This is a genomic window from Perlucidibaca piscinae DSM 21586, assembly GCF_000420045.1.
Classification (GTDB): domain Bacteria; phylum Pseudomonadota; class Gammaproteobacteria; order Pseudomonadales; family Moraxellaceae; genus Perlucidibaca; species Perlucidibaca piscinae.
The window spans coordinates 470,096-496,272 of record NZ_ATUE01000006.1; the positions used below are offsets into that span (position 1 = coordinate 470,096).

The following is a 26,177-nucleotide window of genomic DNA, read 5'->3' on the forward strand; positions in this document are numbered from 1 at the left end:
ATCGCCGCAACAGGCCGGTCGACGCCACGGACATCGACCGGCCTCAGCCTGACTCGCCCTCGCCCGCTCAGCCCGCCAGCAGCTTGCTCACGGTCTCGCGGGTATCCGCCGACAGCTCGGCATCCGCGAGGCCGTTCAAGGCCGCCTCGGCATGCGCCGACAGAGTCGGCACCAGCTTGCGCCAAAGCCCGAAGGCCGCGCACAGGCGCGAGGCCAGCTGCGGGTTGAGGCTGTCGATGTGCGCGATCCGCTGTGCCAGCCAGTGGTAGCCGGCGCCATCCTCGCGATGAAAGGCCAGTGGATTGTTGGCGGTGAGCTGGGCGACCACGGCGCGCACGCGATTCGGTGTCTGCCAGTCGAAATCCGGACGGCTGATCAGGGCGTCAGCAAGCGCCAGCGCATCCGCCCCAGGACGGCTGGCCTGGGTGGCGAACCACTGGTCCAGCACCAGCGCCTCGTGATGCCACCGGGCATGAAACGCCTGCAGCGCGGCGTCAGCTCCCGCCAGGCGATGGTGCACCAGCAGCGTCAGCGCGGACTGCTGTGCGGTCATGTGCGGCGCGCCGCTCAACCAGCGCGCCGCGATGTCGGCAGCCTGTGCCGGCTTGACACGCGCCAGCAGGTCCAGCGCCTGCCGGGCGAGCTGGCGTCCGGCAATGTCCTCGGAGCGGTAACGGTAGGGCCGCAGCATGACGTCCTGGGCGAGAATGCCGTCGCAGACCGGCTGCAATGCCTCGGCCAGCGCCTGCAGCAGACGTTCGCGACGCTGCACCAGCACCAGCGGATCAACCTGGTCGAGAAACTCGGCGAGGTAGCCGATGCCGGGCAGCTCCAGCAGCTTCACCGCCAGCGCCGGATCCTGCACCGCCAGCGCTGGCCAGAGACTGCGCAGCGCCGTGACCAGGGTGTCCTGCAGCTCAGGCTCCTGTGTCAGCACGCTGGTGGCCAGCGCCTGGATGGCGGCCCAGCGCGTGTAGCCGTTGTCGTCCACGCGGGCGATGTGGGCCAGCTGCTCCGGCGTGCGTTCGCTGCGGAAATGCACCGGTGCGCTGAAGTCACGCCCCAGCGACAGCACCGGTGCCTCGGCCACGCCATCGAGCAGCCAGCTCTGTTCGGCAGCCTCCAGCAGCAGCACATGCTCGCGGCCGACCTGGCCGTGCAGGGAGACGGTCAAGGCACCCTGCTCGCCGAGCAGTGCCACCCGTACCGGTACCGGCAGCGGCCGTGGCGATGGGTATCCCGCCAGCACCGGCTGCGACTGACGCATGGTCACGCGGTACTGGCCTTGCGCGGGCAGCCATTCGCCCTGCACCTGCACCGTGGGCGTGCCCGGCTGGCGGTACCAGCGCAGCCAGCTGTCCAGCCAGGTATCGGCAGGCTTGCCGTTGGCATCGCCCAGCGCGCGCAGGAAGTCCTCCACGGTGACGGCCTGGCCGTCGTGGCGCTGGAAATAGAGATCGGCACCGCGGCGGAACCCCGCCTCACCCAGCACGGTGTGCAGCATGCGCGCGATCTCGGCACCCTTCTCGTAGACGGTCAGGGTGTAGAAGTTGTTGATCTCGACAAACGACTCCGGCCGCACCGGGTGCGCCAGCGGGCTGGCATCCTCGGCGAACTGGTGGGTCTGCAGGAAGGCCACGTCCTCCAGGCGCTGCACCGCGGGCGACAGCTGGTCAGCCGAGAACTGCTGGTCGCGGAACACCGTGAAGCCTTCCTTGAGACAGAGCTGGAACCAGTCACGGCAGGTCACGCGGTTGCCGGTCCAGTTGTGGAAGTACTCGTGGGCGACCACCGACTCGACGCGCTGGAAGCCCAGGTCGGTGGTGGTGGCGGCATCCGCCAGCACGCAGCTGGTGTTGAAGATGTTGAGGCCCTTGTTCTCCATCGCGCCCATGTTGAAGTGCGACACGGCCACGATCATGTAGCGGTCGAGGTCGTATTCGCGGCCATAGCGCTGCTCGTCCCAGCGCATGGCGGCCTTCAGCGAGGCCATGGCGTGATGGCACTTGGGCTGGTCGACCGCCGCCGTGTAGATCTCCAGCAGCACCTCGCGGCCGGACGCCGTGACGTAGTGATCCTGCAGGCAGGCCAGATCGCCGGCCACCACCGCGAACAGGTAGCTGGGCTTGGGATGCGGGTCATGCCAGATCGCCAGATGGCGGCCATCGCCGAGATCACGCTGCTCGACGAGATTGCCGTTGGCCAGCAGCACCGGGCAGCGCGTCTTGTCGCCGATCAGGGTGACCGTGAACGGGGCCATCACATCGGGCCGGTCGGGATACAGGGTGATCTTGCGGAAGCCCTCGGCCTCGCACTGCGTGCAGTACAGGCCATGCGAGCGATACAGGCCCTCGAGCGCGGTATTGCGGTCCGGATCCAGGCGCACGCGCGTGACCAGCGTGCCACTGGTTTCACTGACCGCCAGCCGCCACTGTTCGCCAGCGCGCTGCCAGTCCGACTCCGCCAGGTCACGACCGTTCCACTGCGCCGACTCCAGGGTCAGATCAACGCCATGCAGGACCAGCGGCGCCTGCGGATCGGCGTCCGGCTGACGCGTGACCGTGAGAATGGTATCCACCCAGGTCGCCGTCTCGGTGAACTCCAGCGTCATGCGCACGTCACGCACGGCAAAGGCCGGGGCCTGGTAGTCCTTGAGCCAGATGGTGCCTGGCACGTTGGCTGCTGCAGTCATGTCGGTGTCACTTCCCATTCATGTCCGGTGTATTTGCGCACGTTGAGCACGCCGGTGTCGAAAATCAGGTACTGGCCCTTGATGCCGGTGAGCACGCCGCTGGCCTCCTCCTTCTCGGGACTCAGCGATTTCGCCTTGGTCGCGAAGGTCGTGACCGGGTACTGCAGTCGCAGCGGTTCGGCATCCAGACGCTCGACGGCGCCGGGAAACTCGGTCTCGAGCTGCGCCAGGGTGTCGCTGATCAGCGGCAGCAGGCGCTCGCGCTCGGCCACCAGGTCAACCTCGCTGACCTCGCCCTTGACCAGGGCCTGCCACTTGGTCTTGTCGGCAACATGCGCGGCCATGGCGGCTTCGATCAGCCCGGACAGACGGCGCGTGCGCACGCGGAACACCGGCAGCGCCGCGACCGCGCCCTGATCCACCCAGCGCGTCGGGATCTGCGTCTCGCGGGTGATGCCGACCTTGAGCCCGGTGGAGTTGGCGAGATAGACCACATGCGGAATCATGCAGTGGCTGTCACCCCAGGCCGGCTCGCGGCAGGTGCCCAGGTGGTGGTGACAGGTTTCCGGCTTCATGATGCAGAGGTCGCAGGCAGCCAGCTTCTGGAAGCAGCGGAAGCAGTAGCCCTGGTTGAACGACTTGTTGCTGGACTTGCCGCAGGCCACGCAGGTGATGCGCTCGCTGGCACGAATGCTGAGGTGACGGCCGATGTACTGGTTCATCGGCAGCAGCAGCTGATCCAGCGGCAGGTAATACTGCAGCGTGCCGTCCTCGGTGCCGCAGTTCCGCTCGCTGACCATTTTCTTTACAGTACCGCGCATGCTGTCTCCCGACCTTTCGGATGTGTTGCCATGATGCCACCCGCCGCCTGCAAGATACTCGCCGATGTGCTGCAGGCCACACCGGGCAGCCAGGGTCTGGCTGTCGCTCAACAGACGCTGTCCCTGCCCGACACGCTGACCTGGCAGCAGCTGGATTTCGTCCAGATGCGCGAGCGCCCCTGGCAGCAGCGCCACGACCTTGCCGTGGCCTGGGTAGACGCCGGGCAGCCCGTGGCTGGCGTGCGCCACGCCCTGTCCGCTTTGCGTGATCTGCATGCCCGTCGACTGATCGCCTTCATCCCGCGCCGTCTGACCGGCTGGCAGGATGCCGACGCGCTGGCGCTGGGTCTGCAGAAGCTGGCCAGCTTCGAGCACGAGGGAGACACGATGGATGCCTGGAGCTACGACATCCTGACCTACAAGCAGGTGCCGGACTGGCTCAATCCGCGTTTCTGGGCCAATCCGGAAAACTGGGGCAAGTATCGCTGGTGAGCGGCGTCAGTGCATGAACTTCACGGGCTTTTCGTGCTCGTGGTGTGGCGTATCGCAGACCTCGCCTTCCTTCTTTTCCTTGTCGATGTAGCCGCTGCGCTGCTCCGGTGCCAGGTTGCGGCTCTCCCAGGCGACCACGGCCTGGATGCAGGTCTCGAGCTGCTCGCGGCTCAGACGGCGGCCATCCGGCCACTTGCCCAGCTCGACAGCCCGACGAAGACTGCCGACGATCTCCGGATTGAGGACCTGCAGCATGCGGGCCAGCACGGCATCATTCATGATCAACACTCCTGCGAACTGAGGTGGCTGCTCCAGCCCAGCTTGGTACGGCACGCCGCGTAGAAGTCATGGCCTGGCGGATGCAGCAGGCGCAGCTTGAACGGGTGCTTGCGGATATAGGCCCAGTCACCGGGCTGCAGCACATGGCCGGGCTGGCCATCGGCACTGACCATGGGCGGCAGCCCGGACAGCACCTTGATCTTGATCTCGCTGTTGCCGTCGACCACGATGGGTCGGCTGCTCAGCGTGTGCGGATGCATGGGCACCAGTCCGATGGCATCCAGCCTCGGGTGCAGAATCGGACCGCCACCGGACAGCGCATAGGCAGTCGAGCCGGTCGGCGTGCAGACGATCAGGCCGTCACTGCGCAGGCGATAGACGAAGTCGCCTTCGACATAGAGCTCGAACTCGATCATGTGCACGGTCTTGCCGGTGTGCAGGATGACGTCGTTGACGGCGAGCAGCTCGCTCTTGTGCAACGCGCCGCTGCGCACGTCGACGCTGAGCAGGAAGCGCTGCTCCTCGACAAAGTCCCCACGCAGCACGGCGCCGATCTTCTCGGCAATCTCGCTGGGCGCGACATCGGTGAGAAAGCCCAGACGGCCCCGGTTGATGCCCAGCACCGGGGTATTGCTGCGCGCCAGGATGCGTGCCGCATGCAGCAGTGAGCCATCGCCACCGACCACGATGACCAGGTCGCAGGCCTCCCCCAGCGCGGTGCGGGAGCAGATCTGGAGATCATCACGATCAAGCAGAGCCGCCGTGTCTTCATCAAAGATCACGCGACAGCCTTGCGCCTCGAGGTAGCACTGCACGTCGAGCAAGGTATCGGCGACGGCCGTGTTGCCCGGACGTCCCATCAAGCCCACATTGCGAAAAGAATCCATAGACCGGGACACCTGAAACGGTTTCGCGAGTCTAGCGATACCTGAGTGCAGCGCAAAGACTCCAGCGCTTTCCATGGCGCATATGTGGTTACAAATACCGCCTAAGGGCGAATAGACAAACCGCGGCAGCCTGCGTATTTTCGTGACCGCACAGTCACAGACAGCCCGGAGCACGACGCACAGGATGAACATGCCCTCCGCCTTCACGGCCTCCTACGGCCTGACCACCTTGCCGCAAGTCCGGCTCATGCTCGACGCCGCTCAGCTGCCCGCCGCGCAATGGGCACCGGTGATGCATGCCAGAATGCATGACTCGCCACTGCAGGCCGGTGACCGCGAGCCGCTCTATGCCCTGACCGATTTCATGCGGCTTGGTGAATGGCTGATGCGGACCACACCGGTATCGTCACGTCTGGGGCTGGTCATGGGCCGCCGCACCCGTGACACCGACTACGGCATCGCCGGCCAGATCGCACGCAGCGCCAGCACCGTGGGTGAAGCCCTGGACAGCTTCCTGCACTACCTGCCACTGGTGATGCAGTGCCATACCAGCGAGCCGGCACTGCACACGGGCGCCCAGCCGCGCCTGCAGATGCACTCGCTGGCGCCCTACTCGCGCTACAACAGCTTCATTGTCGACGGCATCCTGGCTGGCTGGTTTCGCCAGCTGAGCTGGCTGACCGGCCGCAACGATGCCGTGCTGGCCGTCGACATCGAGTACGAAAACTGCCCGCATGCCCAGGAATTGCTGAACTTCTTTCGCGTGCCGGTGAACTTCCGCCAGGCGGCCAACCAGCTCTGGCTGAAACCCGGCGCGCTGGACTGGCCGGTGGTCACGGCACAGCCGCAATTACACCAGCAGCTGCGGGCACTGGGGGATGAGCTGCTGGCACAGCGCGCGCAACGTGCCACGCAGACCGGGCGCCTGCAGCAGTGGCTTGCGCCACGCCTGTCGGGCCAGTCACCCACCGTGGAACAAGCCGCCGATGCCATGGCCATGGCGCCATGGACGCTGCGCCGCCGCCTGCAGCAGGAAGGCACCAGCTTCCAGGACGTGCTCGACAGCCTGCGTCGCGACACGGCCATCCGCCTGATCCAGCAGCATCAGCTCAGTTTCGGGGAAATTGCCTGGCTGCTCGGCTTCTCCAGCCCGGGAGCCTTCCAGCGCGCCTTCAAGCGCTGGACGCAGCGTACGCCGGGCGACTATCGCCGGCACCAGCAGGTCAAGGAGGCCGACTACAACTCGGTGGCGTCGTCGGCGTAATCGGGATCGTAGGGTTCACGGTCATCCAGGCGGCCGAGCTGGTGCTCGGCCCACAGGTCATCGCGCTCCATGTCCATGCGCTGCCTCTCTTCTTTCTGTCTTTTGTCGCAGGCCAGTAGGCCATTCGCTCATGACCGGAAGATGACAGCAGCGCGACCTCAGGACACCTGCAGATCGACGGATGGATTGCTGCGCCGACCACCGGCCAGCAGACGCTGCCACAGCGTCGGATCCGGCCATTCGGCCTGCACTTGCGGCGAGAACTCGATGTGCTCCAGCGCGACCGGCCCGATGCGCGGGTTGTCGATGTCGGCACGGAAGCACTGCGCGTAACCCGTGGCCGTCTCGTGCACGATCACCGAGTGCAGTCGCACGTCCTGCTCGCCGTTGGCCATGTCGGTAAGCGTCAGCGCGCGGTCGATGAGGGTGAAGAACACGCGCGAGAACTGCTCGGCGGACGGTGACACCGGCAGCGCGATCCAGCGCGCGCTGAACTGCTGGCAGGCAGCAATGTAGTCGGGCAGATCGCGATCCCAGTACGCCACGGCGTGGTCGAAACTGTCGATGAGCGTGCGGATGTCGCTCTTCATCAGGCCGAAGTCATAGACCATCTGGCCATTGTCCAGCGCGGAAGCCTCCAGCAGCACCTCGACCTGGTAGCTGTGCCCGTGCAGCGAGCGCTTGCAGCGATCACTGCTGCAATTGCGAACGATGTGCGCATTCTCGAAACGGAACAGCTTGCGGATCAGCATCAAGGACATCCGGATGTGCATTAACTGTGCATATTCTACCAAAGCCGACTGTCTGGAGCGGGGCTTTTTCCATCGCATCTTGCCGGGGCCGTGTGTAGAATCACGACCTGACCTGGTCGCGGTCCCTTGCTCCTCATCCGGGAGTCTCTCCTGACCTAGGAGCCCAGCGGCTTTCACACAAACGCCCTACCCAGGAGTTTCAACATGAAGCAGCCCGTTCGCGTGGCAGTTACCGGCGCCGCCGGCCAGATTGGTTACAGCCTGCTGTTCCGCATCGCCTCCGGCGAAATGCTCGGCAAGGATCAACCGGTCATCCTCCAGATGCTCGAAGTGCCGTTCGAAAAGGCCCAGGCCGCCCTCAAGGGCGTGATGATGGAGCTGGAAGACTGCGCGTTCCCGCTGCTCGCCGGCATGGTCGGCACCGATGATCCCCGCGTCGCTTTCAAGGATGCTGACTACGCCCTTCTCGTCGGCGCTCGTCCGCGCGGCCCGGGCATGGAGCGCAAGGACCTGCTGTCGGCCAACGCCGAAATCTTCACCGTGCAGGGCAAGGCCCTGAACGATGTCGCCTCGCGCAACGTCAAGGTTCTGGTCGTCGGCAACCCGGCCAACACCAACGCCTACATCGCCATGAAGTCGGCTCCGGATCTGCCGACCAAGAACTTCACCGCCATGCTGCGTCTCGACCACAACCGTGCCCTGTCGCAGATCGCTGCCAAGACCGGCAAGGCCGTGGCTGACATCGAGAAGATGGTCGTCTGGGGCAACCACTCGCCGACCATGTACGCCGACTACCGCTTCGCCACCATCGGCGGCGAAGGCGTCAAGGCCATGATCAACGACGAGGAATGGAACAAGAACGTGTTCCTGCCGACCGTCGGCAAGCGCGGCGCCGCCATCATCGAAGCCCGCGGCCTGTCCTCGGCTGCCTCGGCCGCCAACGCCGCCATCGACCACATGCGCGACTGGGCCCTGGGCACCAACGGCAAGTGGGTCACCATGGGCGTGCCGTCCGACGGCTCCTACGGCATCCCGGAAGAAGTCATGTACGGCGTGCCGGTTACCTGTGCCAACGGCGAATACACCCGCGTCGAAGGCCTGGAAGTCGACGCGTTCTCGCGTGAGCGCATGGACTTCACCCTGAACGAGCTGCTGGAAGAGCGCGAAGGCGTCAAGCACCTGCTGCCGTAAGCGCATTGCATGGGGAGCTTGGCCTCCCCGTGTCGTGACATGAAAACGCCCCGCGAGGGGCGTTTCTGTTTCAGACAGGTACTGCCGTCAGCCCGGCAACGGCAACCCGGTTGCGCCCGGACTGCTTGGCTTCGTAGAGCGCCTCATCCGCAGCGTGAATTAACTGGTCGGCTGCATCAACCTGTGGCTGCGCGCTGCAGAGCAGGCCCAGGCTGGCGGTGAAATGCAAAATCTTGCCCGATGGCAGACTGACAGCGGTCGCCGCCAGCTGGTCACGGCAACGCTCGGCAATCTGGGCCGCCTGGGAACGATCCGCGCCCGGCAGCACCACCATGAACTCCTCGCCGCCATAGCGACCGACGTGATCGGTCTCCCTGATACTGCCCTGCAATGCACGCGCCGCGGCACGCAGCACGGCATCCCCCGCCGGATGCCCGTGCGTGTCATTGACCTTCTTGAAATGATCGAGATCCAGCAGGATCAGCGACAGCGGCTGCCCCTTGCGCTGACAGATCTGCAGCTCATCGGCGAACTGCGCAAGAATCTGGCGGCGATTGGCCAGACCGGTCAGGCCGTCGGTGATCGCCAGACGCTTCACGCGCTCCTCGCGATCACGCCACCACATCAGCAGTTCGTCGATCATCACCACATTGACGATGAAGAACGGCACCGAGAAATACAGGGTCGTGGAAAGCCAGAACAGCGAGCTTGCCGCAGACAGGTCGTTGCGCAGGATAGGTGCATAGGGAATCCAGCCCAGCGTTGCCGCGTAGCTCAGACCTATCAGCGCCGTCAGCCCGAGCATGGTGGCAATCCACACGGCTCGACGCTCAAGCAGAATGAAGCCGAACAGGGGGGCGCCGACCAGGATCACGCCGGCAGGATAGGAGACCGTGCCAAAGGAGTAGGCGAGCAGGATCATCGACCAGGTAAAGAAATGAATCACCAGATGCTGGTAAAAGCGAAGCTCGGGCTTGCGTCGGCGCAGGTGGAGTCCCCACAGGGCAATCGCCGCACCGCTGAACACCAGCAGGATCTCGATCTGCATCATGATGGTGAGCATGTCGCTATCGACCAGCAGATCGCGGTCTGTCCGGCTCATCACATAGATGGACCAGATCAGTGCCTGCAGGTAAAGCGGAATGGCAAACAGCAGCAGAACCAGCGACTTGTCGACCGTGCTCCAGCCCAGAGCAGCCGCCAGGCGCTTGCGCAGTCCGTAATTGAAGATCATCTTCTTTTTCTTGTTTTCATGAAGGACAGCGGCTTTCTAGCACGCCCGTCGGCAAGTGCCTAGAGGGCCGCTCCGCTGCCCGGCAAATCAGGCTAGGATCCGCTGCAGAACCTGACGGGGCAATTCATGTCAAACGCGCTGATCAATTCCGTGGCCTATGACAACCAGGGCAAACGCCTGGACAAGGTGCCTCTGGAGTCTGCCTGTGACTACCTTGAGGCGCATCCTGAAGCCTTTCTCTGGATAGGTCTGCACGAGCCCGATGCCAACATGCTGGGACTCATCCAGAAGCAGTTCAATCTGCACGAGCTGGCCGTCGAGGATGCGCTCAGCGCACACCAGCGCCCGAAGATGGAGACCTACGGCAACTCGCGCTTCATGGTCACGCACACCGCCGAACGCCATGGCAGCAAGATCGTCTTCGGCGAGACGCACCTGTTCCTTGGCGAGCGCTTCCTGATCAGCATCCGGCACGGACCGTCACACACCTACGCCGGCATGCGCCAGCGCGTCGAAGCCCGGCCGCGCCAGCTGGCCTGCGGTCCGAGTTATCCGCTGTACGCGATTCTCGACTTCATCGTCGACAACTACGCGCCCATTGTCGATGACTTCAAGCAGGGCCTGATCCAGCTTGAAAAGGAGATCTTCCTGCCCAACTACAAGCGCGGCACCATCAAGCGCCTGTACGAGCTGAAGCGGGAGCTGATCACGCTGCGCCTGGCCACCGCCCCGCTGCAGGACATCGCGCAAAGCCTCAGCCATGGCGAAGACGACTTCATCCACCCGGGCATCATGCCCTACTTCCGTGACATCGCCGACCACTGCACGCGCATCAACGAGGCCATCGACGCGCTCAACGAACTGCTCACCGCCGCCATCCAGGTCAACTTGTCACTGGTCACGGTGAAGCAGAACGAAGTGGTCAAGCGCCTGGCCGGCTGGGCCGCCCTGCTCGCCCTGCCGACCCTGGTCACCAGCATCTACGGCATGAACTTCGAGTACATGCCGGAAACGCAATGGCAGTACGGCTACCCGCTGATGCTGACGCTGACCGGCCTGGCCTGCCTGCGCCTGCACCACGTCCTGAAACGGGCCGGCTGGATGTGACGGCTGGGCGGCTGCCGGGTGGGGCCGGTGCCTGCCCGGACCGTCACGAGCCATGGATGGCGAGTGCGAGCGCTACAGGGACGTATTCACGCGCGTGTCCGGGCAGGCACCAGCCCCACCCGGCAGCCACATCAGGTCAGATCAGCTTCTTGTCGGAAACGATCACGCCGTTGTTGTCAGCATAGACATACTGGCCCGGCACGAAAGTGATGCCGCCAAAGGTCACCGGCACATCGACATCGCCAATGCCCTTGCGCACGCTCTTCAGCGGCATCGAGGCCAATGCCTGCACGCCAAGGTCGAGGTCGCCAAGCGCATCCACGTCACGTACGCAGCCGTAGACGACAACGCCCGACCAGCCGTTCTGCACGGCGCTCTCGCCGATCAGGTCGCCGAGCAGGGCGCAGCGCAGCGAGCCGCCGCCATCCACCACCAGCACATCGCCCTGGCCCGGCGTGGCCAGCAGTTCCTTGACGCGCGAGTTGTCCTCGAAGCACTTCACGGTGCGGATGCGGCCGCCGAAGGCGTCGCGACCGCCGAAGGTGTTGAACATGGGCTCGCAGACGCGCACGTGATCCGGGTGGTCGTCGCAGAGATCGCAGGTGACAAAAGACATGAAGGACTCCTCAGGCAGGGGTATCTGCCAGCGCCATGATGTCGTCATGGCGCTGGCGCAGGATGGGTGAACGCAGAGGCTTGCCGGCCAAACGCACCATGGCGGCGGCAACATCGCTGCCGGCAACCGGACGATAGGCCGAGAGCGGTCCGCGCATCAGCGGGGACAGCGGACGCATCAGCCAGGTCGCTGCCTGCTCGCCGGTGCGGTGTTCCTGACGGTCGCCCAGCAGCAGCGAAGGCTGCATCAGCACCAGATGGGCAAAACCGATGTCGGCCAGGGCCTGCTCGACCTCGCCCTTGACCCGGCTGTAGAAGCTGAGCGCGCCCGGACTGGCGCCTATGGCACTGACACTGATGAAGCGCGCGGCACCGGCACGCGCGGCGGCACGGGCAAAATTCAGCACGGCATCCTGATCGACGGCACGGAATGCGGCTTGCGAACCGGCCTGGCGTATCGTCGTGCCGAGGGCATTGAAGGCGACGTCACAGGGTGGCTGCGGCCAGCTTTCCGGCTGCATCAGGTCGACCACATGCACATGCAGACGCGGCGACTGCAGATCCGGTGCCCGCCGGACAAACAGGTGAGTCTCGGCCGCGGTCTCGGCCAGCAGGCGTGCCACCAGCTCGCGACCGATCAGGCCAGTGGCTCCGGCCACCCAGACATTGCGCATGGTCTCGCCCTCGCGAACAAAACGCGACTTTACCCTGCCCCGGCCGTTTGCCACAATTCATCTCCGCCCTGCCGGCCGAGTGACCATGCGCGTGCGACTCCCAGCCTCCCCGACCCGACACCTGCGCCTGGCTCCGGCCCTGGCAGCCGTGTTGCTGTGCGTCGCCGGCAGCGCCACCGCCGGCAACCTGTACCGGTTCCAGGATGCCGACGGCAACATGCTGCTGACCAACCAGGTCGATGCCGAGCGCAAGCCGCTGCACAGTGGCAACCGGCAGTATCGCAAGCTGGTCAAGGTGACCTGGTATCCGGACACCAATGTGCATCGCTACGGCAACTGGGGTGGCAACGAGGCCGCCGTGCGTCCCAGCTTCAGCAAACTGCGCAATGCCTTCGACCCCCTGATAGAAGCCGCAGCCTCGCGCCACGGCCTCGAGTTCGGCCTGGTCAAGGCGGTCATTCATACTGAATCGGGATTCGACCCCAATGCACGCTCCGCACCCGGCGCACAGGGTCTGATGCAGCTCATGCCGGCAACGGCAAGGCGCTACCAGGTTGGCAATGCCTACGATCCGGCACAGAACATCGAGGCTGGCTCACGCCATCTGCGCTATCTGCTCAACCGCTACCGGGATCTGCCACTGGCCCTGGCGGCCTACAATGCCGGCGAAGGCAATGTCGATAAGTACGGCGGCATCCCGCCCTTCCCGGAAACGCAGGATTACGTGCAGCGCGTCACCGGTCGCTACGAACGCCTGTACCAGACGCGCACGGCCGCCACCAACTGAACGCTCAGTCCGGCAGCCAGACACCGATCTGGTTGCCCTGGCTGTCGAGTTCATAGCGCGTGAGACAGGGGCCCGGACCGGGCAGACGACACTCGCCGGACGCCAGCTCGAAGGACCAGCCATGACCGGGGCAGCGAATGCGCCCGTTGCTGACATCCGCCGTGGTGAAGGCCTGGCCGCGGTGCGGGCACTGGTTGCGGATCAGATGCACCTGGCCCTCCTCCTGCAACAGCAGCATCGGAATGCCCTGCAGCACGAATTCGCGGCGGTAGCCATCCTCGAGAAACATCAGCTTTTCCAGCGCATGGAACTGCATGGTTCGTCACACCCCCCTGATCACCGTGCCCCAGACAGCAGAAAGGCGGGGTCTCCCCCGCCTTACGTGCCTGCCCGACCGCTTACTTGCCGTGGTTGGCGGCCAGGAAGAACCAGGTCTCCAGCACCGAGTCCGGATTCAGCGACACGGTGTCTATGCCCTCGTCCATCAGCCACTTGGCCAGATCGGGGTGGTCCGACGGGCCCTGGCCGCAGATGCCGATGTACTTGCCGGCCTTGCGGCAGGCCTGGATGGCACGCGAGAGCAGGAACTTCACCGCCGGATCACGCTCGTCGAAGAGGTGAGAGACGATGCCGGAGTCGCGGTCCAGACCCAGGGTGAGCTGGGTCAGGTCATTGGAGCCGATGGAGAAGCCGTCGAAGTGCTGCAGGAACTCCTCGGCCATGATGGCGTTGGTCGGCAGCTCGCACATCATGATGATGCGCAGGCCGTTCTCGCCACGCTTCAGGCCCTTCTCGGCAAGCAGCTCGATGACGCGGGCAGCGCCGGTGGGGGTGCGCACGAACGGGATCATGATCTCGACGTTGGTCAGGCCCATCACGTCACGGACCTTCTTGAGCGCGCGCACTTCCAGGTCGAAGCAGTCACGGAAGCTGTCGGAGATGTAGCGGCTGGCGCCACGGAAGCCCAGCATCGGGTTCTCTTCCTCGGGCTCGTAGAGCTTGCCGCCAATGAGGTTGGCGTATTCGTTGGACTTAAAGTCCGACATGCGCACGATGACCTTGCGCGGCCAGAACGCGGCGGCGATGGTGGCCACGCCCTCGGTCAGCTTCTCGACGTAGAAATCCACCGGCGAGGCATAGCCGGCGCAGCGCTGATCCACTGCAAGCTTGATATCGCGCGGCAGGCTGTCGTAGTTGATCAGGGCCTTGGGGTGAACGCCGATCATGCGGTTGATGATGAACTCGAGACGGGCCAGGCCGACACCTTCATTCGGCAGCGTGGCGAAATCGAAGGCACGGTCCGGGTTGCCGACGTTCATCATGATCTTGAACGGCAGCTTGGGCATGGCATCGATGGTGTTCTTCTGCACCTCGAAGTCCAGCAGCCCTTCGTAGATGAAGCCGGTGTCGCCTTCGGCGCAGGACGCGGTGACCTGCATGCCGTCGACCAGCACGTCGGTGGCGTTGCCGCAGCCGACGATGGCCGGCACGCCCAGCTCACGCGCGATGATGGCGGCGTGGCAGGTGCGACCGCCGCGGTTGGTGATGATGGCGCTGGCGCGCTTCATCACCGGTTCCCAGTCCGGATCGGTCATGTCGGAGACCAGCACGTCGCCGTCCTGGACCTTGTCCATTTCCTTCACGGAGCGCACCACGCGCACCACGCCGGAGCCGATGCGCTGACCAATGGAACGGCCTTCGCAGAGCACCTTGCCCTTCTGCTTGAGCAGGTAGCGCTCCATGGTGCCGGCATTCTGGCGGCTCTTCACGGTTTCCGGACGCGCCTGCACGATGTAGAGCTTGCCGTCGTCACCGTCCTTGGCCCACTCGATGTCCATCGGCGCACCGTAGTGCTTCTCGATGATCAGGGCCTGGCGTGCCAGTTCCTCGACTTCCGCATCGGTGATGGAGAATTTGCTGCGTTCGAGCTTGTCGACCTCGATGATCTGGGTCGAGCGGCCGGCCGCACCGCTGTTGGCATAGACCATCTTCTGCGCCTTGGTGCCGAGGTTGCGGCGCAGCACGGCCGGACGGCCGGCGCTGAGGGTGTTCTTGTGGACGTAGAACTCGTCCGGATTGACCGCGCCCTGCACGACCATCTCGCCCAGACCGTAGGACGAGGTGATGAAAACGACATCACGGAAACCGGATTCGGTATCGAGCGTGAACAGCACGCCGGAGGCGCCGATCTCGGAACGCACCATGCGCTGGATGCCGGCCGACAGTGCCACCAGCTTGTGCTCGAAGCCCTGGTGCACGCGGTAGGCAATGGCGCGGTCGTTGAACAGCGAGGCGAACACTTCCTTGATGGCAATCAGAACGTTGTCGTAGCCACGAATGTTCAGGAAGGTTTCCTGCTGGCCGGCAAAGGAGGCATCCGGCAGGTCTTCGGCGGTGGCGGAGGAGCGCACGGCCACCGGGGTGTTCTCGTTGCCGCCGGTCAGTTCGTCGAAGGCGGCGCGCACTTCCTGCTCCAGCGCGGGCAGCAGGGGGGTCTCGACCACCCACTGGCGAATCTTGCGGCCAGCTTCGGCCAAAGCAACCACGTCATCCACATTCAGCTGATCCAGCACATCGTGAATGCGCTTGTTCAAGCCGCTTTGCTCGAGGAAGTCACGATAGGCCTGAGCCGTGGTGGCAAAGCCGCCAGGGACAGAAACACCTGCGTTGGCGAGATTGCTGATCATTTCGCCGAGTGAGGCATTCTTGCCGCCGACGATTTCCACATCGTGCTTGCCGAGTTTCTGGAAGGGAATGACGAGATTGGCCAAGGTAAGGCTCCTGCAGTAGGACTGGATGACGTCGCCGTGGATCGCACGGTCGCGACGAAGCCCATCGATTCTACTCGAAGGCCCCTGCAAATGCTGATGACGTTCATCGCCTGCCGGACCAAGGTATAACTTCTGTATTTTTCTGCACGTGTTTCAGGATGACATGACAAGTCAATGTTTTTACTATAAAAACAAGAACCGGAAATTGTCCGGGGGAAGCGCCGTTCATCCCCCTTTGGCATTGACAGGAAAAATAGGCCTCATTCACCACGGAAATGAAAAGAGGCTCTGCTCAGACACGCGGCCCCGTACGCCGCCAGAGGACCGTACATGAAACGCTCGGTATTCTTCATCTCGGACGGCACCGGCATCACCGCCGAAACCCTGGGACACAGTCTGCTGGCCCAGTTCGAAAGCATCTCCTTCGACGAAACCACCCTGCCCTACATTGATACCGTCGCCAAGGCCGAGACCGTGGTTGCCGAGATCAACCGCACCGCGGACGCCGACGGCATCCGCCCCGTCATCATCGACACCATCGTCGACAAGGACATCCGCGACGTCATCGGCAAGGCCAACGGCTACATGCTGGACGTGTTCGACACCTTCGTCGGCCGTCTGCAGGAAGAGCTCTGCACCCAGGCCATCAACGCCGTGGGCAAGTCGCATTCCATCGACAACAACCCGCATTACAACGATCGCATCGAGGCCGTGAACTTCGCGCTGGACAACGACGATGGCGCGCGCACCCGCTACTACGACAAGGCAGACATCATCCTGGTCGGCGTGTCGCGTTCGGGCAAGACCCCGACCTCGCTGTACATGGCACTGCAGTTCGGTGTCCACGTCGCCAACTACCCGCTTACCGAAGACGATTTCGACGACCTGCGCCTGCCCGCATCGCTGCGTGAGCACAAGGCAAAGCTGTTCGGCCTCACCATCGATCCGGAGCGCCTGAGCGCCATCCGCAATGAACGCCGCGCCAATTCCACCTATTCCTCGCTGAGCCAGTGCCAGAAGGAAGTCCGCGCGGCCGAGGCCATCTTCAATCGCGAGGGCGTGCCTTTCATTCGCACCACGCATGCCTCCATCGAGGAACTGTCAACGCGCATCATGGCTGCCGTCGGCATCAAGCGACGCACGCTGCAGCCCTGATGATGCACTGGCTGTCGCCGACTACCCGCGCCCTATCGGACTTTCGGCTGATGATCATCAAGGTGCCGGTCAGTTGGTGGTACGGTATCGGTCATCACCTCTTTTTCCCCCTCAACCTCGAGACGACGAGATGAGCACGCAACAACCCACGATCATTTACACCCTGACCGATGAAGCACCACGTCTGGCCACTGCATCGCTCCTGCCTATCGTGCAGGCCTTTGCAGCATCAGCAGGCATCGATGTGGCCACCAGCGACATTTCGCTGGCAACCCGCATCCTCGGCCAGTTCCCCGAAGCCCTGAGCGAATCGCAGCGCGTGCCCGACACCCTCGATGCCCTGGGCAAGCTCACGCAGCGACCGGAAGCCAACATCATCAAGCTGCCCAACATCAGCGCCTCGGTGGCCCAGCTCAAGGCCGCCATCAAGGAGCTGCAGGAAAAGGGCTACCCGATCCCCGACTACCCCGAGACACCCCAGACCGACGAGGAGCGGGAGATCCGCACCCGCTACGGCAAGTGCATCGGCAGCGCGGTGAACCCGGTGCTGCGCGAGGGCAACTCCGACCGCCGTGCCCCCCTGGCCGTGAAGAACTACGCACGCAAGCATCCGCACAGCATGGCCGAATGGAGCCAGGCCTCACGCACGCACGTCTCGCACATGCACTCGGGCGACTTCTATCACGGCGAGAAGTCCATGACTCTGGATCGCGCTCGCGACGTCAAGATGGAGCTGATCACCAGGAGCGGCAAGACCATCGTGCTCAAGCCCAAGGTCTCGCTGCTCGACCGGGAAGTGATCGACTCCATGTTCATGAGCAAGAAGGCGCTGCTGGCCTTCTATGAAAAGGAAATCGAGGACGCGCACAAGACCGGCGTGATGTTCTCGCTGCACGTCAAGGCCACCATGATGAAGGTCTCGCACCCCATCGTGTTCGGCCATTGCGTGCGCATCTTCTACAAGGATGCGTTCGAGAAGCACGGCAAGCTGTTTGACGAGCTGGGCGTGAACGTGAACAACGGCATGGTCGACCTCTACAACAAGATCGCCACCCTGCCCCAGAGCCTGCAGGACGAGATCAAGCTCGACCTGCACGCCTGCCACGAGCACCGGCCCAAGCTGGCCATGGTCGACTCGGCCAAGGGCATCACCAACTTCCACTCCCCCAACGACGTCATCGTCGATGCCTCGATGCCCGCCATGATCCGCAACGGCGGCAAGATGTACGGCGCCGACGGCCGCCTGAGGGACGTGAAGGCAGTCATGCCGGAGTCCACCTTCGCCCGCATCTACCAGGAAATGATCAACTTCTGCAAATGGCATGGCGCCTTCGATCCGACCACCATGGGCACCGTGCCCAATGTCGGCCTGATGGCACAGCAGGCCGAGGAATACGGCTCGCATGACAAGACCTTCGAGATTCCCGAAGACGGCGTGGCCAACATCACCGACCTGGATACCGGCGAAGTGCTGCTGAGCGAGGACGTGGAAGCCGGCGACATCTGGCGCATGTGCCAGACCAAGGATGCGGCCGTCCGCGACTGGGTCAAGCTGGCGGTGACGCGCGCGCGCAACTCCGGCATGCCCGTGGTGTTCTGGCTGGATTCCTACCGCCCGCACGAGGCGCAGCTGATCGCCAAGGTGCGCATGTACCTGCAGGAGCATGACACGGCCGGCCTCGACATCCAGATCATGAGCCAGGTGCGCGCCATGCGCTACACGCTGGAGCGCGTGATCCGCGGCCTCGACACCATCAGTGCCACCGGCAACATCCTGCGCGACTACCTCACTGACCTGTTCCCCATCATGGAACTGGGCACGTCGGCCAAGATGCTGTCCGTGGTGCCGCTGATGGCCGGTGGCGGCATGTACGAAACCGGCGCCGGCGGCTCGGCCCCCAAGCATGTGCAACAGCTGGTGGAAGAAAACCACCTGCGCTGGGACTCGCTGGGCGAGTTTCTGGCACTGGCAGTGAGCCTGGAGGAGCTGGGCATCAAGAACGACAACGCCAAGGCCAAGGTGTTGGCGCGGACGCTGGACGAGGCGACTGGCAAGCTGCTCGACAACAGCAAGGGCCCCTCGCCCAGAACGGGTCAGCTCGACAACCGCGGCAGCCACTTCTACCTTGCCCTGTACTGGGCGCAGGCCCTGGCCGGGCAGACTGACGACGCCGAGCTCGCCGCCCGCTTCAAGCCGCTGGCTGACACGCTGTCGGCCAACGAGCAGCGCATCATCGATGAACTGGCGAGCGTCCAGGGAACACCATCCGACATCGGTGGCTATTACCTGCCCGACCCGCACAAGATTGATGCCGTGATGCGCCCGAGTGCCACGTTCAACGCAGCGATCGCGTCGCTGCGTCAGTAAGCAACCCGGCTCCCTGCCTCACTCGGCAGCATCGACACCCGGTTGCGGCACACGCCGCAACCGGCTGATGTCATACCCCGCATCGCTGACACGCTGCACCAGCGCCCGATACGCCGACTCCGGCACCTCCGGCGCGCGTGCCATGATCCACACGTAATCACGCTTGCTGCGCCCGATGATGGTGTATTGGTAATCCGCCGATACGTGCATGATGCGGAACTCGGCCCGGATCGGCCACACGAACTGCATGCCCCAAAGCCCACCCCCCGAGGATTGATCCACGTAGCCCGTGGGTCGGTAGACCTTCTCGGCACCCGTCAGACTGCCCTCGCGAAAACGGAACGTGGTTTTGACTACGTTGGGAGGTTGCAGTTCATAGGTCTCCGTGGCGGCATGGGCATGACGCTCGAGAAACGCCGGAATATGCGCGATCACGTGCCAGGTGCCCATGAAGCGAGGAATGTCGACCTGCGGCTCGGTGGGCAGCGGCGCAACTGTCGCGCACCCGGACAGCCCGACCGCGGCCAGCACGGTCAACCCGATTTTCTTCATCTGCGTTCTCCGCCAGCAAAAGGATCTTTCTAGGTAACGCGATTCGGACGCGCAACACCACTCGACACCATGAAAAATCTCGAAAGCACCTGAAGAGATCAGTAATCACTCATTCAAATACAATGTTTTATGATTGGATATTGATGTTGTTTTTTATCTGGATAAGATGCCGCGCCACACCACTCAGTTGCTGACCACAGCCATGAACCGTTCCTGTTTCACCACCGCGCTGTCCCGCTCCGCCATCGCCTTGCTGCTGGCTGCCATGCCACTGGCTGCCGCCGCCTTCACCGCAGGCACACCCGGCCAGGATGTCGACATCCTGACCTTCCGTGACGCCAAGGACGTGCTCAAGCGCAAGGTGCATGCTCCTGGCGAAAAGGACTTCTATTGCGGCTGCGACATCCAGGCACAGGGCAAGAAGTGGGTCGTGGACTGGCAAAGCTGCGGCCTGGTACCCCGGAAGAACCCGGAGCGCGCCAGCCGCATTGAATGGGAACATGTGGTTCCCGCCTCGGATTTCGGCCGCCAGCGCGCCTGCTGGCGCGAGGGGGGGCGCGACAACTGCAGCGACACGGATCCGGTGTTTTCCGCGATGGAGGGAGACCCCTACAACCTGCTCCCGGTCGTTGGCGAAATCAACGGTGATCGCGGCAACCTGCCCTATGGCATGCTGCGCGATGACGAAGGTGCCGGCTATGGCCAGTGCGGCAGCCGCGTCGACTTCAAGGCTCGCGTCTTCATGCCGCGAGCCGACGCCCGTGGCGATGTCGCACGCATCTACGAATACTTCGGGGAACGTTACGGACTGCGCATCTCGCGCCAGCAGCAGCAGCTGTTTGCCGCCTGGTCACGCAGTGACCCGGCCGACACGCGCGAATGCCGCCGCGCCGAACGCATCGCTGCCGCCACCGGCCAGGTCAACAAGGTGCTGACCAAGGCCTGCAATGGCGTCAGCCGGGGCTCAGCGCGCCTCAGCGAGAACTGATGAACCGGGGCAGGCAGCAGCTGAAGCTGCGCCCGCCCCGTCCTGACTCACTCGGTTCGCGCCAGCTCGCGGCGCTCCACCACTTCGGCGTCCAGCACCAGGGCGCCGTCCCTCACCGAAATGTGAACCTTGCCACCCTTGTCGGCGAGCACGCCGAACAGGATCAGCTCGGCCAGCGGCTTCTTCAGGTGCTCCTGGATGACACGCGCCATCGGGCGCGCGCCCATGAGCGGGTCATAGCCCTTCTCGGCCAGCCAGGCACGGGCATCGGCATCGACATCCAGCTGCACGTGCTTGTCGTCGAGCTGGGCCTGCAGTTCGACCAGGAACTTGTCGACCACATTGCCGATCACCGCCGTGTCCAGCGCAGCAAACTGGATGATGGCATCAAGACGGTTGCGGAATTCCGGCGTGAACGCCTTCTTGATGATCTCCTTGCCGTCCGAGCTGTGATCCTGCTGGGTGAAGCCGATGCTGGCACGGGTGACCTGCTCGGCGCCGGCATTGGTGGTCATCACCAGGATGACATGACGGAAGTCGGCCTTGCGACCATTGTTGTCAGTCAGCGTGCCGTGATCCATGACCTGCAGCAGCAGGTTGAACACCTCCGGATGCGCCTTCTCGATCTCGTCGAGCAGCAGCACGCAGTGCGGATGTTTGACGATGGCCTCGGTCAGCAGACCGCCCTGGTCATAGCCGACATAGCCCGGGGGAGCCCCGATCAGACGCGACACGGTATGGCGCTCCATGTACTCGGACATGTCGAAGCGCACCAGCTCGATGCCCAGCGTGCGTGCCAGCTGCTTGGTGACCTCGGTCTTGCCGACACCGGTGGGACCAGCGAACAGGAAGGAACCGATGGGCTTTTCCGGTGCCTTGAGACCGGCACGGGACAGCTTGATGGCCGCGCTGAGCGCGACGATGGCATCGTCCTGGCCGAACACCGTCATCTTGAGGTCGCGCTCGAGGTTGCGCAGCGACTCCTTGTCATTGGAAGACACCGCCTTGGCCGGAATGCGCGCAACCTTGGCCACCATCTCCTCGATCTCGCCGACACCGATCACCTTCTTGCGGCGGCTGGGCGGCTGCAGGCGCTGATAGGCACCGGCCTCGTCGATAAGGTCGATGGCCTTGTCCGGCAGGTAACGCTCATGGATGTAGCGATCCGCCAGACTGGCCGCCATGTGCAGGGCCTTGTCGGCATAGCGCACGCCGTGATGCTCCTCGAAACGCGACTTGAGACCGCGCAGGATGCGGTAGGTTTCGTCGACGCTGGGTTCGGTGACGTCGATCTTGTGGAAGCGGCGTGACAGCGCACCGTCCTTCTCGAACAGGTTGCGGTATTCCTGGTAGGTGGTCGAGCCCATGCACTTGAGCGAGCCGTTGGACAGCGCCGGCTTGAGCAGGTTGGAGACATCGAGCACGCCGCCACCGGCCGAGCCGGCACCGATGATGGTGTGGATCTCGTCGATGAAGAGCACCGCTCCCTTCTGTTCGGTGAGCTCATTGACCAGCGCCTTGAAGCGCTTCTCGAAATCGCCACGGTACTTGGTGCCGGCCAGCAGCGCGCCGATGTCCAGCGAGTACACGGTGGCGTTGGCGATGGCCTCGGGCACCTTGCCTTCGACGATGAGCCAGGCCAGGCCCTCGGCGATGGCGGTCTTGCCGACGCCGGGTTCGCCCACCAGCACCGGATTGTTCTTGCGGCGACGGCACAGCACCTGGATGGCGCGCTCGATCTCGTGCTCACGACCGACCAGGGGATCAAGCTTGCCCTTCCTCGCCATCTCGTTGAGATTGACGGTGTAGTTCTGCAGCGCCGAGTCCGGTGCGGCATCCGGCGTGCTCTCGGTGTCCTGGCTGCCGGACTCCTCGCGATTTTCCTCGCGCTGCCCGCCGCCATGCGACAGGTAGTTGACGATGTCGAGACGATTGATGCCCTGGTGCTTGAGCAGATAGACCGCCTGCGACTCCTGCTCGGAGAAGATGGCCACCAGCACGTTGGCGCCATTGACCTCGCGCCGGCCGGACGACTGCACATGGAAGACCGCGCGCTGAAGCACGCGCTGGAAGCCCAGCGTGGGCTGGGTCTCGCGCCCGCCATCCGGCACCGGCAGCAGCGGTGTCGATTCCTCGACATAGGCCGAAAGCTCGCGACGCAGGGATGGCACTTCCGCGCCACAGGACTGCAGGGCAGTCACCGCGGACTCGTTGTCGAGCAGCGCAAGCAGCAGATGCTCGACGGTGATGAATTCATGACGCTTGCCGCGCGCATCGCGGAACGCCAGATTGAGGGTCAGCTCCAGTTCACGACTCAACATGCCTGCCTCTCCTTGCTGCCCGTCAGGGCTTGGGCTCTGCCTGGCACAACAGCGGATGCTCGTTCTGCCGTGCGTATTCGACCACCATGGCCGCCTTGGTTTCGGCGACGTCCCGCGAATAGCTGCCAATGCCTGCCTTGCCCTGGTGATGCACCTGCAGCATCACGCGGGTGGCGTCAGCACCGGACAATCCGAAGAACCGCTCCAGCACCTCGACGACAAATTCCATCGGGGTGTAATCGTCATTGAGCATGACCACCTGATACTGTCGCGGCGCCTTCAGCTCCGGCTTGGCCGACTCCAGTACCACGGCCCCCCGGGCACTCCCGGGCGCATCCTCGCCGGCCCGTGGCGAACGGGTCGCCTGAGCCTGCTGGCAGGTCATCGCATGACGCGACGGTCGTTTCTCATGTTCCATCAACAACACACATCCTCCGAGCCCTTTCAGTTCGACTCTAGCAGAAGCCTGCCCGCGAAAAGACAGGTCAGTCCTGAAAAAAACACGGCTCGACATCGGCTGGACGAGTGTCCGGACAGTGCGTCAGAAACTCGTCAGTCAAGATTGATCACGCAAGTGTCATGCCAGAAAAAACACGCCGCTACTGCAACAGGAGCGAGAGGGAATCGCCAGCGTACAAAGGCTGACAACCACAGGCGGCACGGTGACGCATGCCATGCACGAAGGCATATACTCGGCACCCTGATTGCCCGGAGGCATCCCGTGCACAAGATGGCGCCTTCCCGGCCTTTTCGCAGACCACCGTCGCAGACTGTCCCGCCGACCGGGCCGGGCCGTCTGGTCCTGCTCAACAAGCCCTTCCAGGTGCTCACCCAGTTCACCGCCGAATACGGCAAGCGCACGCTCGCCGACGTGCTCGCGGCACACCCGTCAGCGGATCGGCTGGCAGGCTGCTATCCCGCCGGCCGTCTGGATTACGACTCGGAAGGCCTGCTCCTGCTCACCAGTCACGGTCCCTGGCAGGCACGCATCGCGCACCCGCGTCACAAGCTGGTGAAAACCTACTGGGCCCAGGTCGAAGGCGTGATCAGCGAGGAAGCGCTGCAGCAGCTGCGCGACGGCGTCAGGCTCAAGGACGGTCCGGCCCGGGCAGTGGCTGCAGAAGCGCTGGCAAGCCCGGAGCTGCCGCCACGTGATCCGCCGGTTCGCTACCGCGCGATGATTCCGACCAGCTGGCTCAGCCTGTCGCTGGATGAAGGCCGCAACCGCCAGGTGCGACGCATGACGGCCGCCGTCGGCTTCCCTACCCTGCGCCTGGTGCGTGTCGCCATCGGTCCCTGGACGCTGGACGGGCTGGCACCCGGTGACTGGCGCGAGGTGCCCGCCAGCGAGGCCGCGGCTGTGCTCGGACGCTGATCCGCGGCAGCATGCGGTGTCCCTGCCCTGCATTCCTTGCTAGCATCCGCATCCGTTTTCCGCGTTTTCACAGCGAATACAGAACCATGACTGAGTTGTCCCGCCGCAAGGTGATCGTGGGCATGTCCGGCGGCGTCGATTCGTCGGTCTCGGCCTGGCTGCTGCTGCAGCAGGGCTACCATGTCGAAGGCCTGTTCATGAAGAACTGGGAAGAGGACGACGGCACCGAATACTGCACGGCCCGCCAGGACCTTGCCGATGCCCAGGCCGTCTGTGACCGCCTCGGCATTCATCTGCACCAGGCCAACTTTGCCGCCGAATACTGGGATCGGGTGTTCGAGCACTTCCTGCACGAGTACCAGGCCGGCCGCACGCCCAACCCGGACATTCTCTGCAACAAGGAAATCAAGTTCCGCGCCTTCCTCGATTACGCGCTGGCGCTGGGTGCCGACTGCATTGCCACCGGGCATTACGCGCGCCGAGGCAGCGGCGACCCGGCCACCCTGCTGCGCGGTCTGGATGCCAACAAGGACCAGAGCTATTTCCTGCACGCCGTGTCCGGACGCGAGATCGCACGCACCCTGTTTCCGGTCGGCGAACTGGAAAAGCCGGAGGTGCGACGCATTGCCAGCGAACAGGGACTCGCCACGGCCGCCAAGAAGGATTCCACCGGCATCTGCTTCATCGGCGAGCGTCGCTTCCGCGACTTCCTCAAGCAGTACCTGCCGGCGCAACCCGGCGACATCGAGAAGGATGATGGCAGCGTCATCGGTCGTCACGAGGGCTTGATGTACTACACCCTGGGCCAGCGCCAGGGCATTGGCATCGGTGGTCGTCGTGATGCCGAGGAGTCAGCCTGGTACGTGGTCGGCAAGGACCTGTCGCGCAATGTCCTGATCGTCGGCCAGGGTCACGGGCATCCCATGATGATGAGCCGCAGCCTGCGCAGCAGCCGTGTCGACTGGGTCGCAGGACATCCCCCCGCTGTCAGCTTCCGCTGCACGGCCAAGACACGCTACCGTCAGCAGGACCAGGCCTGCCGCGTCGAGATGGACGGCGAACACGCACTGGTCGTGTTTGATGAGGCCCAGCGTGCCGTCACGCCGGGTCAGTCGGTGGTGTTCTATGACGGCGATGTCTGCCTGGGCGGCGGCGTGATCGAGGAGACCGGTTCACAATGAGTGCTGCAGCATGAGTGGTGTCAATCGCGACAAGACCCTGGCCCTGGCGGCCGTGTTCCAGGCGGCCGGGCTGGTCAACGACCTGGCGCGGCGCGGTCAGTGCGACAGCGAAGCGGAAGCCTTCCTGCTGCGCTCGGTACTGGTCATGGATACCGATGCCGTCAGCGACATCTACCCGCAGCAGCGCAGCCTGACCCCCGGGCTGACCTGGCTGGAAGGCAGCCTGGCCGAACAGGGCAAGGGCTCCGAACATGCCGGTGAACTCATCCGCCTGGCGCTGGCGGTGATCCAGGTCGAACGCCATTTCGAGAAACGCCCCGATCTGCAGCAGGCCCTGCGCCAGCGTCTTGAACAGGTGCAGCGGCAAAGCCTGCTGCAGACCGACATGAGCGCCTCCGCCCTGGCCCAGGCGCTGGCGGGCGCCTATGTCGACCATCTCGGCAGCCTGCGCTTCCGCATCCAGGTACGCGGCGACGCCCGCCACCTGCAAAGCCCGGGCATGGCCGAGCGCGTGCGTGCCATCCTGCTCGCCGGCGTGCGTGCCGCCTGGCTCTGGCATCGTCTCGGCGGTCGCCGCTGGCATCTGGTGTTCACGCGCGGCCAGATCCTCGGGGAGATCCGCGCCATCGCGAAATCGGTGTAAACTCCGCGCCTTTCTTGCTGCTGCCGGA

General features: G+C 64.1%; 24 protein-coding genes. 11 read left to right on the plus strand and 13 right to left on the minus strand.

All coding sequences use genetic code 11. The features are described from left to right. Positions 1 to 67: 67 nt before the first annotated feature. Positions 68 to 2,692: an aminopeptidase N gene (pepN, locus tag F595_RS0106295; protein ID WP_022956025.1), complete on the minus strand. Its 2,625-nt coding sequence runs from the start codon at positions 2,690 to 2,692 to the stop codon at positions 68 to 70. Beyond that, entirely contained in the window at positions 2,689 to 3,513 is an 825-nt protein-coding gene (locus tag F595_RS0106300; protein WP_026913302.1) for a DUF2797 domain-containing protein, read from the minus strand. Before F595_RS0106300 ends, pepN begins: the two co-directional genes overlap by 4 nt. A 30-nt stretch (positions 3,514 to 3,543) precedes the next feature. Between F595_RS0106300 and F595_RS13090 the strand changes: the two genes are divergently transcribed. Further along, the gene (locus tag F595_RS13090; protein ID WP_022956027.1) at positions 3,544 to 4,005 is read left to right on the plus strand and encodes a DUF6231 family protein; all 462 of its coding nucleotides are present in this window, start codon (positions 3,544 to 3,546) and stop codon (positions 4,003 to 4,005) included. A 6-nt stretch (positions 4,006 to 4,011) separates the two neighbouring features. On the opposite strand, the gene F595_RS0106310 is transcribed toward F595_RS13090, so the two are convergent. Together F595_RS0106310 and F595_RS0106315 are read right to left on the minus strand one after the other, a co-directional pair. Continuing rightward, complete coding sequence (locus F595_RS0106310) at positions 4,012 to 4,284, minus strand: YeaC family protein (RefSeq protein WP_022956028.1); 273 nt, start codon at positions 4,282 to 4,284, stop codon at positions 4,012 to 4,014. A gap of 2 nt (positions 4,285 to 4,286) precedes the next feature. Next, positions 4,287 to 5,171: an NAD(+) kinase gene (locus tag F595_RS0106315; protein ID WP_040568150.1), complete on the minus strand. Its 885-nt coding sequence runs from the start codon at positions 5,169 to 5,171 to the stop codon at positions 4,287 to 4,289. A gap of 184 nt (positions 5,172 to 5,355) precedes the next feature. On the opposite strand from F595_RS0106315, the gene F595_RS13095 reads away from it, so the two are divergent. Further along, positions 5,356 to 6,435, plus strand: coding sequence for an AraC family transcriptional regulator (locus F595_RS13095; protein ID WP_051144642.1), 1,080 nt, complete (start codon positions 5,356 to 5,358; stop codon positions 6,433 to 6,435). Positions 6,436 to 6,593: 158 nt separating this feature from the next. On the opposite strand, the gene F595_RS0106330 is transcribed toward F595_RS13095, so the two are convergent. After that, positions 6,594 to 7,187 carry a 6-pyruvoyl trahydropterin synthase family protein gene (locus F595_RS0106330; protein WP_022956031.1) on the minus strand — a complete coding sequence of 198 codons (594 nt, stop codon included), beginning with the start codon at positions 7,185 to 7,187 and terminating at the stop codon, positions 6,594 to 6,596. Positions 7,188 to 7,391: 204 nt separating this feature from the next. Here F595_RS0106330 and F595_RS0106335 point away from each other — a divergent pair, with 204 nt between their 5' ends. Then, on the plus strand, positions 7,392 to 8,378 hold the full coding sequence (locus F595_RS0106335) for a malate dehydrogenase (RefSeq protein WP_022956032.1): 987 nt from the start codon (positions 7,392 to 7,394) through the stop codon (positions 8,376 to 8,378). 70 nt (positions 8,379 to 8,448) lie between these two features. Here the strand turns inward: F595_RS0106335 and F595_RS14175 are convergent, their stop codons facing one another. After that, on the minus strand, positions 8,449 to 9,612 hold the full coding sequence (locus tag F595_RS14175) for a GGDEF domain-containing protein (protein ID WP_022956033.1): 1,164 nt from the start codon (positions 9,610 to 9,612) through the stop codon (positions 8,449 to 8,451). 126 nt (positions 9,613 to 9,738) lie between these two features. Between F595_RS14175 and F595_RS0106345 the strand changes: the two genes are divergently transcribed. Then, positions 9,739 to 10,719 (plus strand): magnesium and cobalt transport protein CorA, encoded by a 981-nt coding sequence (locus F595_RS0106345; RefSeq protein WP_022956034.1) that lies wholly within the window; start codon positions 9,739 to 9,741, stop codon positions 10,717 to 10,719. Between the two features lie 136 nt (positions 10,720 to 10,855). Here F595_RS0106345 and rraA read toward each other — a convergent pair whose 3' ends face one another. Then, positions 10,856 to 11,335 (minus strand): ribonuclease E activity regulator RraA, encoded by a 480-nt coding sequence (gene rraA / locus F595_RS0106350; protein ID WP_022956035.1) that lies wholly within the window; start codon positions 11,333 to 11,335, stop codon positions 10,856 to 10,858. A gap of 10 nt (positions 11,336 to 11,345) precedes the next feature. Next, positions 11,346 to 12,062 (minus strand): NAD(P)H-binding protein, encoded by a 717-nt coding sequence (locus F595_RS13105; protein ID WP_211213143.1) that lies wholly within the window; start codon positions 12,060 to 12,062, stop codon positions 11,346 to 11,348. 31 nt (positions 12,063 to 12,093) lie between these two features. Here F595_RS13105 and F595_RS0106360 point away from each other — a divergent pair, with 31 nt between their 5' ends. Continuing rightward, complete coding sequence (locus tag F595_RS0106360) at positions 12,094 to 12,795, plus strand: lytic transglycosylase domain-containing protein (RefSeq protein ID WP_022956037.1); 702 nt, start codon at positions 12,094 to 12,096, stop codon at positions 12,793 to 12,795. A 4-nt stretch (positions 12,796 to 12,799) separates the two neighbouring features. On the opposite strand, the gene F595_RS0106365 is transcribed toward F595_RS0106360, so the two are convergent. Both F595_RS0106365 and ppsA read right to left on the minus strand, forming a co-directional pair. Further along, positions 12,800 to 13,111, minus strand: coding sequence for a Rieske (2Fe-2S) protein (locus F595_RS0106365; protein ID WP_022956038.1), 312 nt, complete (start codon positions 13,109 to 13,111; stop codon positions 12,800 to 12,802). Between the two features lie 82 nt (positions 13,112 to 13,193). Then, the gene (gene ppsA, locus F595_RS0106370) at positions 13,194 to 15,566 is read right to left on the minus strand and encodes a phosphoenolpyruvate synthase (RefSeq protein ID WP_022956039.1); all 2,373 of its coding nucleotides are present in this window, start codon (positions 15,564 to 15,566) and stop codon (positions 13,194 to 13,196) included. Positions 15,567 to 15,896: 330 nt separating this feature from the next. Here ppsA and ppsR point away from each other — a divergent pair, with 330 nt between their 5' ends. Both ppsR and F595_RS0106385 read left to right on the plus strand, forming a co-directional pair. Next, positions 15,897 to 16,721, plus strand: coding sequence for a posphoenolpyruvate synthetase regulatory kinase/phosphorylase PpsR (ppsR, locus tag F595_RS0106375; RefSeq protein WP_022956040.1), 825 nt, complete (start codon positions 15,897 to 15,899; stop codon positions 16,719 to 16,721). 130 nt (positions 16,722 to 16,851) lie between these two features. Further along, complete coding sequence (locus F595_RS0106385) at positions 16,852 to 19,089, plus strand: NADP-dependent isocitrate dehydrogenase (protein WP_022956042.1); 2,238 nt, start codon at positions 16,852 to 16,854, stop codon at positions 19,087 to 19,089. Positions 19,090 to 19,107: 18 nt separating this feature from the next. On the opposite strand, the gene F595_RS0106390 is transcribed toward F595_RS0106385, so the two are convergent. After that, a complete protein-coding gene (locus tag F595_RS0106390) occupies positions 19,108 to 19,641 on the minus strand; it encodes a lipocalin family protein (RefSeq protein WP_022956043.1) in 534 nt (177 codons plus the stop codon). A gap of 202 nt (positions 19,642 to 19,843) precedes the next feature. Between F595_RS0106390 and F595_RS0106395 the strand changes: the two genes are divergently transcribed. Then, a complete protein-coding gene (locus tag F595_RS0106395) occupies positions 19,844 to 20,629 on the plus strand; it encodes an endonuclease (RefSeq protein ID WP_169446966.1) in 786 nt (261 codons plus the stop codon). A gap of 47 nt (positions 20,630 to 20,676) precedes the next feature. Here F595_RS0106395 and clpA read toward each other — a convergent pair whose 3' ends face one another. Both clpA and clpS read right to left on the minus strand, forming a co-directional pair. Next, complete coding sequence (gene clpA, locus F595_RS0106400) at positions 20,677 to 22,950, minus strand: ATP-dependent Clp protease ATP-binding subunit ClpA (RefSeq protein ID WP_022956045.1); 2,274 nt, start codon at positions 22,948 to 22,950, stop codon at positions 20,677 to 20,679. Positions 22,951 to 22,972: 22 nt separating this feature from the next. Then, positions 22,973 to 23,335: an ATP-dependent Clp protease adapter ClpS gene (clpS, locus tag F595_RS13110; protein WP_022956046.1), complete on the minus strand. Its 363-nt coding sequence runs from the start codon at positions 23,333 to 23,335 to the stop codon at positions 22,973 to 22,975. 345 nt (positions 23,336 to 23,680) lie between these two features. Here clpS and F595_RS0106410 point away from each other — a divergent pair, with 345 nt between their 5' ends. The 3 genes from F595_RS0106410 (at position 23,681) to hflD (ending at position 26,149) form a co-directional block, all read left to right on the plus strand. Then, a complete protein-coding gene (locus F595_RS0106410) occupies positions 23,681 to 24,325 on the plus strand; it encodes a pseudouridine synthase (protein WP_026913306.1) in 645 nt (214 codons plus the stop codon). 86 nt (positions 24,326 to 24,411) lie between these two features. Continuing rightward, positions 24,412 to 25,506, plus strand: coding sequence for a tRNA 2-thiouridine(34) synthase MnmA (gene mnmA / locus F595_RS0106415; protein ID WP_026913307.1), 1,095 nt, complete (start codon positions 24,412 to 24,414; stop codon positions 25,504 to 25,506). Between the two features lie 10 nt (positions 25,507 to 25,516). Further along, positions 25,517 to 26,149: a high frequency lysogenization protein HflD gene (gene hflD, locus F595_RS0106420; protein ID WP_022956049.1), complete on the plus strand. Its 633-nt coding sequence runs from the start codon at positions 25,517 to 25,519 to the stop codon at positions 26,147 to 26,149. The last annotated feature ends 28 nt before the right edge of the window (positions 26,150 to 26,177 follow it).

Bases quoted from the DNA above. Each gene is read 5' to 3' on its own strand.
- pepN (WP_022956025.1), bottom strand. From the start codon at position 2,692: ATGACTGCAGCAGCCAACGTGCCAGGCACCATCTGGCTCAAGGACTAC.
- F595_RS0106300 (WP_026913302.1), bottom strand. From the start codon at position 3,513: ATGCGCGGTACTGTAAAGAAAATGGTCAGCGAGCGGAACTGCGGCACC.
- F595_RS13090 (WP_022956027.1), top strand. From the start codon at position 3,544: ATGATGCCACCCGCCGCCTGCAAGATACTCGCCGATGTGCTGCAGGCC.
- F595_RS0106310 (WP_022956028.1), bottom strand. From the start codon at position 4,284: ATGAATGATGCCGTGCTGGCCCGCATGCTGCAGGTCCTCAATCCGGAG.
- F595_RS0106315 (WP_040568150.1), bottom strand. From the start codon at position 5,171: ATGGATTCTTTTCGCAATGTGGGCTTGATGGGACGTCCGGGCAACACG.
- F595_RS13095 (WP_051144642.1), top strand. From the start codon at position 5,356: ATGAACATGCCCTCCGCCTTCACGGCCTCCTACGGCCTGACCACCTTG.
- F595_RS0106330 (WP_022956031.1), bottom strand. From the start codon at position 7,187: ATGCTGATCCGCAAGCTGTTCCGTTTCGAGAATGCGCACATCGTTCGC.
- F595_RS0106335 (WP_022956032.1), top strand. From the start codon at position 7,392: ATGAAGCAGCCCGTTCGCGTGGCAGTTACCGGCGCCGCCGGCCAGATT.
- F595_RS14175 (WP_022956033.1), bottom strand. From the start codon at position 9,612: ATGATCTTCAATTACGGACTGCGCAAGCGCCTGGCGGCTGCTCTGGGC.
- F595_RS0106345 (WP_022956034.1), top strand. From the start codon at position 9,739: ATGTCAAACGCGCTGATCAATTCCGTGGCCTATGACAACCAGGGCAAA.
- rraA (WP_022956035.1), bottom strand. From the start codon at position 11,335: ATGTCTTTTGTCACCTGCGATCTCTGCGACGACCACCCGGATCACGTG.
- F595_RS0106360 (WP_022956037.1), top strand. From the start codon at position 12,094: ATGCGCGTGCGACTCCCAGCCTCCCCGACCCGACACCTGCGCCTGGCT.
- F595_RS0106365 (WP_022956038.1), bottom strand. From the start codon at position 13,111: ATGCAGTTCCATGCGCTGGAAAAGCTGATGTTTCTCGAGGATGGCTAC.
- ppsR (WP_022956040.1), top strand. From the start codon at position 15,897: ATGAAACGCTCGGTATTCTTCATCTCGGACGGCACCGGCATCACCGCC.
- F595_RS0106385 (WP_022956042.1), top strand. From the start codon at position 16,852: ATGAGCACGCAACAACCCACGATCATTTACACCCTGACCGATGAAGCA.
- F595_RS0106390 (WP_022956043.1), bottom strand. From the start codon at position 19,641: ATGAAGAAAATCGGGTTGACCGTGCTGGCCGCGGTCGGGCTGTCCGGG.
- F595_RS0106395 (WP_169446966.1), top strand. From the start codon at position 19,844: ATGAACCGTTCCTGTTTCACCACCGCGCTGTCCCGCTCCGCCATCGCC.
- clpA (WP_022956045.1), bottom strand. From the start codon at position 22,950: ATGTTGAGTCGTGAACTGGAGCTGACCCTCAATCTGGCGTTCCGCGAT.
- clpS (WP_022956046.1), bottom strand. From the start codon at position 23,335: ATGACCTGCCAGCAGGCTCAGGCGACCCGTTCGCCACGGGCCGGCGAG.
- F595_RS0106410 (WP_026913306.1), top strand. From the start codon at position 23,681: ATGGCGCCTTCCCGGCCTTTTCGCAGACCACCGTCGCAGACTGTCCCG.
- mnmA (WP_026913307.1), top strand. From the start codon at position 24,412: ATGACTGAGTTGTCCCGCCGCAAGGTGATCGTGGGCATGTCCGGCGGC.
- hflD (WP_022956049.1), top strand. From the start codon at position 25,517: ATGAGTGGTGTCAATCGCGACAAGACCCTGGCCCTGGCGGCCGTGTTC.